The organism is Microcoleus sp. N9_B4, from assembly GCF_036701635.1.
GTDB lineage: Bacteria > Cyanobacteriota > Cyanobacteriia > Cyanobacteriales > Microcoleaceae > Microcoleus.
Map to the genome: position 1 here is coordinate 24,093 of NZ_JAUBRC010000007.1, position 12,703 is coordinate 36,795.

General features: G+C 45.4%; 9 protein-coding genes. 3 read left to right on the forward strand and 6 right to left on the reverse strand.

Annotation, left to right across the window (positions count from 1 at the left end):
* Positions 1 to 94: 94 nt before the first annotated feature.
* Together QUA43_RS06480 and QUA43_RS06485 are read right to left on the reverse strand one after the other, a co-directional pair.
* Positions 95 to 307: a hypothetical protein gene (locus tag QUA43_RS06480; protein ID WP_333067199.1), complete on the reverse strand. Its 213-nt coding sequence runs from the start codon at positions 305 to 307 to the stop codon at positions 95 to 97.
* A gap of 352 nt (positions 308 to 659) precedes the next feature.
* Positions 660 to 2,252, reverse strand: a complete 1,593-nt coding sequence (locus tag QUA43_RS06485) for a type II CAAX endopeptidase family protein (RefSeq protein WP_333372070.1) — start codon at positions 2,250 to 2,252, stop codon at positions 660 to 662.
* A 215-nt stretch (positions 2,253 to 2,467) separates the two neighbouring features.
* On the opposite strand from QUA43_RS06485, the gene QUA43_RS06490 reads away from it, so the two are divergent.
* The 3 genes from QUA43_RS06490 (at position 2,468) to QUA43_RS06500 (ending at position 6,250) form a co-directional block, all read left to right on the forward strand.
* A complete protein-coding gene (locus tag QUA43_RS06490; protein WP_333372072.1) occupies positions 2,468 to 3,829 on the forward strand; it encodes a histidine phosphatase family protein in 1,362 nt (453 codons plus the stop codon).
* Positions 3,830 to 4,017: 188 nt separating this feature from the next.
* Positions 4,018 to 5,331, forward strand: coding sequence for a dihydroorotase (locus tag QUA43_RS06495; RefSeq protein WP_333372073.1), 1,314 nt, complete (start codon positions 4,018 to 4,020; stop codon positions 5,329 to 5,331).
* Between the two features lie 163 nt (positions 5,332 to 5,494).
* Positions 5,495 to 6,250 carry a 4'-phosphopantetheinyl transferase superfamily protein gene (locus QUA43_RS06500; protein WP_333372075.1) on the forward strand — a complete coding sequence of 252 codons (756 nt, stop codon included), beginning with the start codon at positions 5,495 to 5,497 and terminating at the stop codon, positions 6,248 to 6,250.
* A gap of 346 nt (positions 6,251 to 6,596) precedes the next feature.
* Here QUA43_RS06500 and QUA43_RS06505 read toward each other — a convergent pair whose 3' ends face one another.
* The 4 genes from QUA43_RS06505 to QUA43_RS06520 all read right to left on the reverse strand — a co-directional run bounded on the left by QUA43_RS06505 (position 6,597) and on the right by QUA43_RS06520 (position 12,601).
* Positions 6,597 to 7,928 carry an adenylate/guanylate cyclase domain-containing protein gene (locus tag QUA43_RS06505; protein ID WP_333372077.1) on the reverse strand — a complete coding sequence of 444 codons (1,332 nt, stop codon included), beginning with the start codon at positions 7,926 to 7,928 and terminating at the stop codon, positions 6,597 to 6,599.
* Positions 7,925 to 8,317, reverse strand: coding sequence for a response regulator (locus QUA43_RS06510; RefSeq protein WP_333372078.1), 393 nt, complete (start codon positions 8,315 to 8,317; stop codon positions 7,925 to 7,927). Before QUA43_RS06510 ends, QUA43_RS06505 begins: the two co-directional genes overlap by 4 nt.
* A 22-nt stretch (positions 8,318 to 8,339) precedes the next feature.
* On the reverse strand, positions 8,340 to 11,093 hold the full coding sequence (locus QUA43_RS06515) for an ATP-binding protein (RefSeq protein ID WP_333372080.1): 2,754 nt from the start codon (positions 11,091 to 11,093) through the stop codon (positions 8,340 to 8,342).
* Positions 11,094 to 11,860: 767 nt separating this feature from the next.
* A complete protein-coding gene (locus tag QUA43_RS06520) occupies positions 11,861 to 12,601 on the reverse strand; it encodes a response regulator transcription factor (protein WP_333372081.1) in 741 nt (246 codons plus the stop codon).
* Positions 12,602 to 12,703 lie beyond the last annotated feature (102 nt).

Sequence of the window (12,703 nt, forward strand, 5' to 3'; positions counted from 1 at the left end):
TTTTACTTTCCCCAGTTTTTTATTTTAACTTCCGCGCTCGACCTTTAACTCTCGACATTTAACGAGCTAGCTAAGTAATCTTACTAATTTTTACTCATTTATTTGGGTTTTTGCGAAACTTAGACATCGCAAAATACAGCAGAACTATACCGGCTTGAGCCTGTAGAATGACCAAGTAGCCTCTCAAGAAATAATTTAGTTCGCTGCCTGAATTGAGAGAAAATATTAAAATGCCCAAGGCTGCGTAGGGTGCGAAACGCATCCAACTCGGCGTTCCCTCTAAGTTGCGGCTGTTCAAATTGCTCATTCGGTTTAAGCCTCATCCTAAATTAAAATTTAGCTATAAATTAGCCGGATTGTCAACTTCCGTTTGGTGCGATCGCCCGCGCCAGTCTCTCAATCATCAGCCGACAAGATATTACTTCCATGTTAAACCCTATTTTTCCGCTAAAGTAAGGAACCGGGGCGGGTATATCTGAATCTGTGGCTAATATTACAGATTAAGGTGAACCCGCCCTATGGGAATTCCGGTTATTTTACCGGGCTAGATATCAGGGGCGCACCGAGAACCCTACTGCTATTTATGGCAAGAGTCGATCGCCCTGACCATCGCTGTCAAAAAAAACCGATTAATTCACAATTATTAACAACCGCCCGAATTAACTCGCGCCGCCGCCCAAAAGAAACAGACTCAGGAGAGTACCGCTGTTCCAAAGACTGTGGAGAAGCATAGGAGCAAGTAGATTGCGCGATCGCGTGTACACAAACCCCAAAACCGCACCCAAAGTCGCCAAAGGCAGAATCTCAGACACACTCAAGTGAGCCACGGCAAACAAGAAAGCAGAAGCAGCGATCGCCCCCCAAACAGGCAAATAGCGAGTCAGAGAAGGCAGTAGAAAGCCCCGAAACACGATTTCCTCAAAAACCGGAGCCGCGATCGCAGCAGTGCCGAAAAACACCGCCAAAGCCACATTGTCCCTACCTTCGAGAACGATCGGCAAAATCGGATTACTGCCACCTTGTCCCTGCCAGAATTGCTGATTGATCAGCGACACCAAAACTACCAAAGGCAAAGCAACAAAATAGCCGCCAAAACCCCACCAAAACCAACTTCCCCGCCAATTAATCCGAAACCAACCTTCCGGCAAAGGCAAAAAAGACTTGACCGAAAAATACAGTACCGAAAGCCCCCCAGCCGACAGCAACAGATAAGTAGCAAAGATATAAAAAGCCTTATCGCGCGGGTCAAAAGTAGCTGGATTGAGTTTTAAAACAGCCAGAGAAACAGGCAGCAACAAATAGGGAATCAAGATTTGCCCGACAAAGAAAAAGCCGACCACAAGCACCTGCCAAACAATCTCACCATCCCAAGGCACATCCCAAGTCAAGCTCGAATTTCGCGCCAACAGCGGCCCCGAATCTGCTTTCTCTAACTGCTTCCGCTGCAACAGCCACTGCACGGTCAAACCAACCAGCAAAACCGTACCAATACAAAGTGATATCGCCGGAACACCAACTATAATTGCCAGCTTTTCTACAGCTTGCTCAGCCGTTGCTTGCTCTGCTGCTTGCAGCGCCACCAGCTCTTTAGAACGTTCTTGCAGCTTGTAAATTTGAGCTAGAGCGCGATAGCGAAACCAGCCATCCAAAGACTTTTGAATGCGCGGCTCGGCATCTGGCAGCAGTTGAGCCGGATTGCTCCAAATTCCCGTTAAAACTTGAGCAGTTACCACCGAAGCATCGTCATCAATTTTAGTTTGGTAGCGCTCAACTAAATTTTTCCAAGTTTGGAGAGCTACGTCAGTTTTGCCACTGCTTGCCTGCAAAATTCCCAATCGCAAGTCAAGTTCGTTTAGCAGCACTGACTGTTGATTGATCGACTCTGATAAAGCCTTGTTTTGAGCCAAATTTAGAGTATTATCATCCGACTTGGAGGCAATAGCCGCCTGAATTCCTTTAAATTGTGATTGAGTTGTTTCGAGAGTTTTGCGAGTCGAGTCTCGCGCTTCTTGATATTGCGTCAAAGCCGTATTTAAAGGATCTGCACCGACAATATTGTTGCGCGCCGAACTTAAATTAACACTCTGATTATTTTCTCCTTGCCACTCCGAGGCGTGCAGCAGCAAATTTGTCTGGTAGAGTTCCAGCCGGCTTTGAATTTGCGGCTGATTCCAACTAGCAAGTAAAGATAAACCGACCAGGGCGATCGCGATCGCCGTTAAAATACCTAAAATAACCCGCTTCAGTGTCATTACTGCTTTTCCGTCCCGCGCGAATCCGTGGCTAAATCTTTTCCGTCTTTAATCATAGGTCGTTGCAGACGAGAGTATCCCGACAACTGGTAAAATTTCACTGGCTCATCTTTTTGACTCGCCTCGCACCCGAAGACTGGGTAAGGCGTGAACCGCGCACCCGAAGCGCGGTAACAGGCTAAATCTAAAATCTAAAATCTAAAATCTAAAATCGAATGACTCGCATTATCTTAGTCCGTCACGGCAAAAGCACCTACAATCAAGAACGCCGCATCCAAGGCCGCCTCGATAAATCAATTTTGACAGAAGCAGGCCGCAGCGCCGCCCTGCAAGTAGGCGACACACTCAGCAGTATCGCCTTTGATGCCGCCTATACCAGTCCCCTGCAACGAGCCAAAGAAACAGCGGAAATCATCCTGTCGCGCTTGACAAATCCGCCACAACTCCAGCCAACTGATAATTTGATGGAAATCGATTTGCCTCTATGGGAAGGAATGCTGCGTCAAGATGCTATAGACAAATTCCCCGAAGCATATCAGCAGTGGCAAAGACAGCCCGACAAATTTTCCATGAAACTGCCATCTGCTGACGGAGAAATCGAACACTTTCCCGTATTGGCAATTTTTGCTAACGCCCGTCATTTTTGGCAAGAACTTTTATCGCGCCACCAAGACGGCACAATTCTAGTAATAGGTCACAACGGAATCAACCGCGCTCTCATCGCCACCGCCTCAGAAATTACCCCGGATTACTATCAATCAATTCAACAGTCAAATTGCGGAATTAGCGTCATTAATTTTGGAACTTCCCCTGTTACCAACAACGCACTTGGAGAGCCAAAAAAGAAAGTTGCAGTTCAATTAGAGTCGGTCAATTTAACTTCCCATACCGGGGAAATTTTTCCCAAACCGAGGGACGGACACCAAGGCCCGCGCTTGTTGCTGGTGCGTCACGGCGAAACAGACTGGAATAAAGCAGGTAAATTTCAAGGGCAAATTGACGTACCTCTCAACGATAACGGCCGCGAACAATCCCGGCGGGCGGCAGAATTTCTCAAGGATGTAAAATTAGATTTTGCCATTAGCAGTTCGATGCTGCGCCCTAAAGAAACTGCGGAAATTATTCTCAAATATCACGGCAGTTTGCAACTGGAACTGCGCGATGAGTTGAGAGAAATCAGCCACGGACTTTGGGAAGGAAAATTTGAATCAGAAATCGAACAATCCTATCCGGGTTTGCTAGAAGAATGGAAAACATCTCCTGAAAATGTGCAAATGCCGGAAGGAGAGAATTTGCAGCAAGTTTGGCAGAGAGCGATCGCAGCTTGGCGCGAAATTGTACAATCTGTTTCTGGTACTGGGATTGTCGTTGCTCACGACGCCATTAACAAAGCAATTCTCTGCCACCTATTCGGTTTGGAACCAGAACATTTCTGGAAATTCAAACAAGGAAACGGCGCAGTTAGCGTCATTGACTATCCCCACGGCCCCGATGGTTTGCCGGTATTACAGGCGATGAATGTCACAACTCATTTGAGTGGCGGCGTTTTTGACCAAACAGCAGCCGGAGCACTGTAATTAGTAAAGTGCTGAGCGCGAACCCGTAGCGGAAGGAACGCCCTCCGCTACGCTTCGCCCGACTGAAAAATGTTGGAATTTTTATAGCAACTGCCCCCCACCTTTAGGAAGTTCTTAATTGCTGAAACTTATGCGGTGGGTTGCTTCTTCCTTCTTCCTTCTTCCTTCTTCCTTCTTCCTTCTGCTATATGAGCCGCGAACTGCTACAAAATGTACGAGTGCTAGATCCAGTTTCAGGGAGCGATCGCATCGCTGATATTCTGATTGCTGAAGGTAATATCAAAGCAGTTGAGGAAAAAATTGCTGAGTTTCCCGCTGACACCCAAGTGCGGGATTGCCGGGGACTGATTTTGGGGCCGGGGTTAACTGATATCTACAGTCACAGCGGAGAACCGGGTTTTGAGGATCGGGAAACGCTGGAATCTTTGATGCAGGCTGCGGCGGCTGGCGGTTTTACGCGAGTGGCGATTTTGCCGGATACCTCGCCGCCTGTTGACAATTTGGCCGGTTTAGCTTTGTTGCAGCAACATATCCGCAATTTGTCTCCCGGGCTGCCCCGCTTGTATTTTTGGGGCGCGCTGACAGCGGGCGTGAAAGGGCAGCAGATGGCTGAGTTGGGCGAGCTGGCCTCCTGTGCAGTGGTGGGTTTTGCGGACGGTTTGCCGCTGTCTAATCCGGCTCTGGTGAGGCGTTTGCTGGAGTATATCAAGCCTTTGGGCAAGTCTGTGGCTTTGTGGCCGTGCGATCGAACTTTGGCAGGAAATGGCGCGGTGAGAGAGGGTGCGCTGTCGGTGCGCTTGGGTTTGCCTGGAATTCCGGCGAGTGCGGAAACTTCGGCTTTGGCGGCAATCCTGGAGTTGGTGGCATCTGCGGGCACAGGAGTGCACATTATGCGCGTTTCTACGGCGCGCAGTGTGGAATTGATTCGAGATGCGAAGGCGCGGGGTTTGCCGGTGACTGCGAGTGTTACTTGGATGCACTTGCTGTTGAATGTCGGGGCAATTTCAGGAAACTCTCAAGATTCTGGCGGAAAAAATGCTCTGACTGCTTCGTTGGCCTACGATCCGAATTTACGCCTTGAACCGCCGTTGGGCAATCTCAGCGACCAATTAGCGCTGATTCAAGCTGTGAAAGATGGTGTAATTGATGCGATCGCGATCGACCACAATCCGCATACTTATGAGGAGAAAACTGTGGCTTTTGCTGATAGTCCGCCGGGGGCGATCGGCTTGGAATTAGCTTTGCCTTTGCTATGGCACGGACTGGTAGAAACTGGCGAATTTTCGGCTTTGGAACTGTGGCGAGTGTTGAGCGCAGGCCCGGCCGTTTGTCTCGGACAAATCCCCCCCACAGTTGCACCGGGAGTCTCTGCTGAGTTGATTTTGTTCGACCCGGAAATGAGTTGGACTGTTGACGGGCATAGTCTGAAGTCGCGATCGGCAAATACGCCTTGGTTGGGACAGCAATTAGCGGGAAAAGTTGTGCAAACTTGGATTTATTAACACTAGCGATTGAAATTCATCTGTTGTAGAACAGGCATCTTGCCTGTTTCTCCAAGTAGAACAGGCATCTTGCCTGTTTCTAAAAATAGAACACAAGTAGAACAGCCATCTTGCCTATTTCTGGGAATGCTGGATGAGGTGACTAAGAAAAGAAGATAAATATATGATTGCTGTTGTTCCTTCGTGGAATTCTCCACCGCAAGACTTGACATTGGATCTGGGCGAAATTCATGTTTGGCGCGTGTCTCTGGCTCAAACAGAATCTTGCTTGCAGAGTTTACAACAGACTCTCTCTACCGACGAGCGGACAAAAGCCGAGGGTTTTCACTTTCCCAAAGGTCGATCGCAATTTATTGTGAGTCGTGGCGCACTCAGAGCGATTCTGAGTCGCTATCTTAACATAAATCCTCACATTTTGCGCTTTGACTACAATCCCTACGGCAAACCCTCTCTCATCGCCGCCCAAGGTGGAAACACCCTGCGTTTCAATTTGTCTCACTCTGGCGGAATAGCTCTAATTGCGATTACCAAAAATCGAGATATTGGTGTCGATATTGAAGGCATAAATCCCAAATTTCCTTGCCTAGAAATTGCTGAAAAGTTTTTTTCACCCTTAGAACACTCTGTGTTGCTTTCGCTCCCAGAACATCTCCAACCCCGCGCTTTTTTCACCTGCTGGACTCGCAAAGAAGCCTATATCAAGGCAGTCGGTAAAGGACTTTCTATTGCCCTGAATCAGTTTGATGTCACCCTAGCACCAGGAGAACCTGCCGCGCTGTTAAATGTTGAAGACAACCCCGAAGAAGCATCGAGATGGTCTTTAATGGAATTAATTCCCAGTTCAGATATGGTGGCCGCTGTTGCGGTTGCAGGAGATTGCTCGAAACTTCATTGTTGGCAGTGGATAGGGGAGTTTTGAGTGATGGTTTGTATCATTTCATTTACCAAAATAACCTTGTTTTCAACTCAACAGAAAGCACTTAAAGATACAACTGTATGCCAGATTCCAATCCCTACAAAATTTAAAATCTAAAATCTAAAATCCTATGAGACTGTTCTCTCCTTTAGGACGCCGGAAACTCGACGCTCATAAACCCGGTGAATGAGTATATTTTTTGTTACTAAAATCAAGATTGTTCCGAGAAAGCACGTTTCTCACATAGAGAGTAGAAAAACAGGATTTTGATTGAATAGTAGAGACTCAATAAAATAATCATTGTTTTTCTCCCAAGTTGTGATTCATCACTTCTTTGTCCCGGAATATATTAAATAAAGTCCGATAGACTTTGGGGCAAAATTACCTGCAATTCCTGACAGCGTTGCAGATAATTGTGCGCCACCTGATCCAGGGGATTCTTTCGCAGGCAATCAGCAAACAGTTCTGCCGCTTCTTGATGTTTAGCAGCAGCGTAGTTATACAGCGCTTCTAAAAATACGGGCAAAGTTGCTAACTTGCCCTCTTTCACTTCGGGTGCATCTGCATCAAAGACTTCGTAAATCGTCAGCAAATCCGATTTACCTTTCACTCGAACACAGCCAATATTTCGGATTGCGTAACTTGCTGTATCGCGCAACTCTAAGAAAGTATTTTTAGTAATCAGCATCGACACCCCGTAACTTTTCGTCAAGCTTTCCACCCGCGAGGCTAAATTCACCGCATCGCCAATCACCGTACTGTCCATCCTGTTAGTTGACCCGACTGTTCCTAACATCAATGAACCCGTATTGATGCCAATCCCAATTTTAATAGGTTCGTAGCTATAACTAATGCGATGTTGATTATATTCGTGGAGACTGTGCAGCATAGCAATTCCTGCCTTGACTGCATCGTCTGCACAGTAGCCAAACAACGCCATAATTGCATCGCCAATATATTTATCAATAAATCCCTGGTTTGTAATAATACTTGGCTCCATTCGACTCAAATAGGAATTAATAAAATTGAAATTTTCCTGCGGTGTCATTTTCTCAGAAAGAGCCGTAAAATCCCGAATATCGGAAAACAATATTGACATTTCCTTTTCTACGCTCTCGCCGAGTCGAACGTCGCTCAAGCTATCGTGGCTTAGCAGCGAGACAAATTCATTCGGCACAAAGCGTTTAGCAGCTTCTGTTAATTTTAATTGCTCTGACAGCGCAAATTCTAATTGCTGATTTATTTGGCGAAGTTCGGCATTTTGTTCGGCTAGTTTTTTATCCTGACTGTAACTGTGGACGGCTTCTGTCACAGTCAATTTCAAGTCTTCAGTTTGCCAAGGTTTGCCGATGTAGCGGTATAGTTTTGCCTGTTTGATGGCATTTCCTACCGCCTCAATAGTAGCCTGACCAGTTAGCATCACTTTGAGAGTTTTGGGAGAAATGTCGTGAACTAGCCGCAACAATTCATCTCCTTTCATGTCAGGCATCACGTAATCCGAGATAATTAAAGGGATTTCATACCCGTCTTCGAGCAATTCAGCAATTAACTCTAGGGCATCTTTACCTCCTTCGGCAATTTCAATCTGATAAGTATTGCCTAAAGTCTCTTTTAATTCAGCTTTAAGACTTTTCAAAATAGTTTTTTCATCGTCAACGCAAATAATGACTTGTTTGGTCATAGTGATAAAGCCGTTTTAATGGTTTCGATCAGCTCTGATTCCGACCAAGGTTTCGGCAAACACCGATGGAGGTTGGCTTCGTCAAAAGCCCTGTTCACTGCCTCTTCATCGGCTTGACCGGTCAGCATAATTTTTACTATGTTCGGAAATTTTTGATGAACTCTAACCAAAAATTCATCTCCTTTCATTCCTGGCATTAACCAATCAGATACAATCAAGATGATCGAAACTTCTTCGTCATTTAATTCATCAATTAACTCTAAAGCCTCGGCGGGATTTTCCGCTAGCTCATACAAGTAAGCATTCCCAAAGGCTGATTTTAGCTGGGTTTTGAGGCTGTGTAAAACTACTTTTTCGTCGTCAACACATAGGATAATTGGTTTAGACATTTTTGCAGTATTAACTAAGTGTTCAAGCGAGATTTACAGGCAAAATAACGGTAAAAGTAGTTTTGCCGGGGACAGATTCAACTTCTATTTGACCGCGATGTTTGTCAACTATTTTTCTGACTATATCAAGACCCAGACCGCTGCCTTCTCCGGGGGGTTTAGTTGTGAAGAAGGGAGCGAATATTTTGGGCATGACTTCTGGAGGAATTCCTTTGCCACTATCTGTAACTCTAACTTTGATAGAGTTGCCTTCTTGAAGGATATCTAGAGTTAATGTGCCTTTATTGTCCATCGCTTGCAGGCCGTTGTGAATCAGATTTGTCCATACCTGATTCAGTTGGTCTACATAGCACAGCACCTGCGGTATTTTTTGGAAGTTGCGGATCACTTCTACGCCGTATTTGAGGTTATTTTGATACAGTGTAAGTACGGTTTCTATTCCTTCAGTTATATTAGATTGAACCATCGCTTCTGATGAGTCGTAACGGGCATAAGTTTTCAGGGCAAAGACGACTTTAGAAGCGCGATCGGCTGCGGTATTAATTGTTTGGGTTCCTCGCTGGATTCCTGAGAGTTTGTAAGCCATTTCTAAGATGCGATCGCGATCGACATGAAGCAGCAGAGATAGAAAGTCGTCGGCCTCGTAAATCCCCATATCTACCAAGGTGTCGGCGATATCATCCGCTTCGTCAATGTCTTCACCTTCGAGTTGACTAATTAAAGCGCGCTTTAACTTCCTTTCTTCTTTAGCTGTTAAAGTCATATCTTTTTGTAGCGAACGATACAGTAATTTGAGAAAATTTTCAGATTCTGCGGGCGAAAGTGACTGAAACAGTGAGGGCAAGTTGGTGAGAGTTTGACCCAAAAATTGAGTCATATTTCCAGCACTCGATCGGATCGCACCCAGCGGAGTATTCAATTCGTGAGCAACTCCGGCGACTAATTGGCCTAAAGCTGCCATTTTTTCCGATTGAATCAGCTCTTCCTGAGTGGTTTGCAGGTTGTCTAATGCTGTTTTAAGTTCTTGGGTTCTTTCGGCGACTTGGAATTCGAGAGTGCGGTTGTATTCCGCTACCAATTTTTCGGCTTGTTTGCGTTGAGTGATGTCGGCAAAAGCTGCGATCGCATAACTCACCTTTCCTTTATCATCATAGATGGGCGTTCCCCAAACCTCGATCGGAATAACCCTATCAGGCTGGCGAATTTCCATATCGTCAACATTAACACTCGCTCCTTTAAAAGCATTGATAATTGGATCTTTTTCGGCGGGATAAATTTCGTTAGTACCTGCTAGATAAGCTTGATAAATCTCTCGAAGTTCGGACGGATTGTTAGCAACTTTATCTGTACCTAATAAATCCAGAGCGCGAGAATTAATATAATAAGGTTTGTCGCTAGAATCGGCGACAAATATCCCGATTGGAACCGCTTCTAAAATTTGGTAAAGTCTGCTTTTACTCTCCGATAATTCGGTATTTAAAGCTTGCAATTCCGCAAAAGATACTTGCATTTGAGCCGCCATACTATTAAATGAATTTGCAAGTTCCCCGACTTCATCATCGCGGTTAATTATTACACTTTTACCCCATTCACCTCGCGCAATTTTTTTAGCAGCATCATTCAAAGATAAAATTGGTTTTGTTACCCACCTAGCCGTCACAATTCCGACAATTGTCGCCACAATTAAAGCAGCAGCGCACAACAAAATTGTCGTAGTATTATTGGCATTAATTTGTGCCATAAAATCTGCTTCGGGAACCACAACTACAATCAACCAATCCAATCCTTTGTCATCTTGCCAAGGCAGAACTTGTAAAAATTGTTTTTTACCCTGAACATCAAATTCTAGTGACTGCGAAGTCTTCAGAGATTGGAACTTGTTAAAATTGGCTGCTAAATATTGAGCCGTGGTTTTGGTAAAAGTATTTTTACTGTCAATTGCTTTCACTCGTTCGGCTCCGTAGTCTTTTTTTACGGTGTGAAACGGTTTTTCTCCGGTCGAAGTTGCGACCAACATTCCCGAACGCTCGATAATAAAAACTTGTCCGCTTTTGCCGATTTCCAAGCTTTGCAAAAACTGGCCAATGGTGGACAAATTAATATTAGTTAGCAGCACCCCTTGTAATTTTCCTTGTCTGTCGTAGAAAGGTATAGATGCGCCGAGATAAGACGTAATGCCGGCCGTATTGGGATAAATCTCGCTCCAGGTGGGTTTGCCAGCAGCTACCGCAGCTTTGTACCACGGGCGAGTGCGCGGGTCGAAATTAGTTTTGTTGTTTAATAATGCGCCGATCTGCCCTGATTTATTGGTAGTATAGGTACGAAAATCATAGTTACTTGCTGCTGTTGATACTCTCAAAGTCAGCGAGCCATTGTCAAGCCTTTCTGCCCCCAAGTTGTCTCTTTGTTCTAAACCTAAACCCGTAAAAGTGAGCGTGTCAAATATCTGAAGCTGCCGCCAAAAATGACGCTGTAAAACAGGTAAATCTTGCAGGTTCAAGGTACCGTTATCGATCGCCGCAGCATTGATCTGGTTGACTTGATGGGGTACAGTCAGATAAGTACCCAGATTTTGTTTGACGCGGCTGCCTACTTCTGCCATCAGTCGATCGGCAATTTCATTGACTGCCTTTTGTCCGTTTTTAAATGAGAGATATCCTACCAGTCCCACCGCCACAAAAATTTGCAAGACGAAAGGAACTATCAGAACTGTTCGCAGGGTTCGAGAGCGAGCAGTTTTGGTAGCGAAGCTACCAGCAGATTTAGTTCTGTTCATAATGAGAATCCTCGATCTTCATATCCTTGTGCGTTTTATTTACGGCGTCATAGTCATAAATTAACCATGATTTAATGACTAAGTGCGACAGATTCATCAAACGGCACGTATCTTAAAGGCACTTATTCTGAAGCCAGAAGGGAGGAGGCACTTATCCTAAAGCCAGGTTTGGGGCCTACTCCTTGATACAATCCTTGCTCTGAACCATAACCTTTTTTAACACAACCGACTGAAGCTAGTCTTCATCTAGGCGATGCCCACCTTACATAGGGCTGGCTTAAAAAGTCTATATAGCGAATAAGCTCGCGCCACACAGCTTGAAAAATAGGGCGTTGCTTATTTCTCAAATTTACCCAGCGACTTCCCACGAAAGTGCAAGGGTTTTGAGGTGTGCTGATGCTATAACTTGCACTTGCTCGGTCAAAAAAAATTAAAACCCTGATCTATAGCCTTTCTCAGAAAGATGAGGTACTCATGGGCATAGGGCATAGGCCTCCGTGGGCATAGGGCATAGGGCATAGGGCATACCTCACTTTTTTGAGAACCGCTATAGCGTGCTTTCTGCCTTTATTCAGCAAGCCCTACATACACAGGACTTACGCACTCAATGGCGTTAAATCAAGGGTTTGAGATTGCTTCACTAAGTTCTCTTCTGACAGAAAATCATAGTACGTGGGTAAGTCCTAATAGACAAATAAGGACACAACAATGTTGTGCCCTTACGTCTGTTCGACGGCAATTTGCCACCCTACAAGTGATTTAAAAATTTAACCAAATCGATAGCCGAACCCGCGTACCGTAATGATATATTCCGGTTGGCCCGGATCGATTTCCAACTTTTCGCGCAACCAGCGGATGTGAACATCAACTGTTTTGCTGTCTCCGATAAAATCTTGACCCCAAATTTTTTCTAGCAACTGATCGCGAGACCAAACTCGCCGGGGATAACTCATAAATAGTTCTAGTAAGCGAAACTGTTTAGGAGAAAATTTCACTTCCAGACCACGAACCAACACGCGGCACTCTTCAGGATATAGAGTTATGCTCTTATATTGCAGCATCATCGGTTGCTGTAACTGACCGAGGCGCTGGCGTCGCATCAGCGCCCGACAGCGAGCGATAAACTCCCGCATTCCAAAAGGCTTGGTCAGATAATCATCAGATCCGGCTTCTAGGTAAAAAGCGCAATTGTTGGCACTTCCTCTAGCACCGATAATCAAAATAGGGACGGGATTTCCTTGATGCCGTAACATTCGACACAGATCTAAACCGTTAATTGAATCCATAATTAACAGGTTAAAGGCAAATTCACCGTGGTATGACGAAGCAGCCTGTACAGAAGGCAGAGCGTTGCGCCCGTCGCTAGTAACTACCACCTCATAGCCCTGTTCTTTAAGGGCTAAAGCTAGCATTTCCCGCAACAGATCTTCACCTTCCAATAACAAGATACGGCCGGCTTGTCCAACAGCCAACCTTGAAGGACATTCGCTTAATTCAGCAGAAGACATAAATATAATTGGGAGTGATGTTTGTATGTGGCTAGCGCGAGGTACCTTCTTCAGTAGCTGAGGTACTCTCGCGCGGAGATCGCTTGTACGAACGATCGCCAG

Coding starts and splice junctions, on each gene's coding strand:
- QUA43_RS06485 (WP_333372070.1), bottom strand. CDS start 2,252: ATGACACTGAAGCGGGTTATTTTAGGTATTTTAACGGCGATCGCGATC.
- QUA43_RS06515 (WP_333372080.1), bottom strand. CDS start 11,093: ATGAACAGAACTAAATCTGCTGGTAGCTTCGCTACCAAAACTGCTCGC.
- QUA43_RS06510 (WP_333372078.1), bottom strand. CDS start 8,317: ATGTCTAAACCAATTATCCTATGTGTTGACGACGAAAAAGTAGTTTTA.
- QUA43_RS06520 (WP_333372081.1), bottom strand. CDS start 12,601: ATGTCTTCTGCTGAATTAAGCGAATGTCCTTCAAGGTTGGCTGTTGGA.
- QUA43_RS06500 (WP_333372075.1), top strand. CDS start 5,495: ATGATTGCTGTTGTTCCTTCGTGGAATTCTCCACCGCAAGACTTGACA.
- QUA43_RS06480 (WP_333067199.1), bottom strand. CDS start 307: ATGAGCAATTTGAACAGCCGCAACTTAGAGGGAACGCCGAGTTGGATG.
- QUA43_RS06495 (WP_333372073.1), top strand. CDS start 4,018: ATGAGCCGCGAACTGCTACAAAATGTACGAGTGCTAGATCCAGTTTCA.
- QUA43_RS06505 (WP_333372077.1), bottom strand. CDS start 7,928: ATGACCAAACAAGTCATTATTTGCGTTGACGATGAAAAAACTATTTTG.
- QUA43_RS06490 (WP_333372072.1), top strand. CDS start 2,468: ATGACTCGCATTATCTTAGTCCGTCACGGCAAAAGCACCTACAATCAA.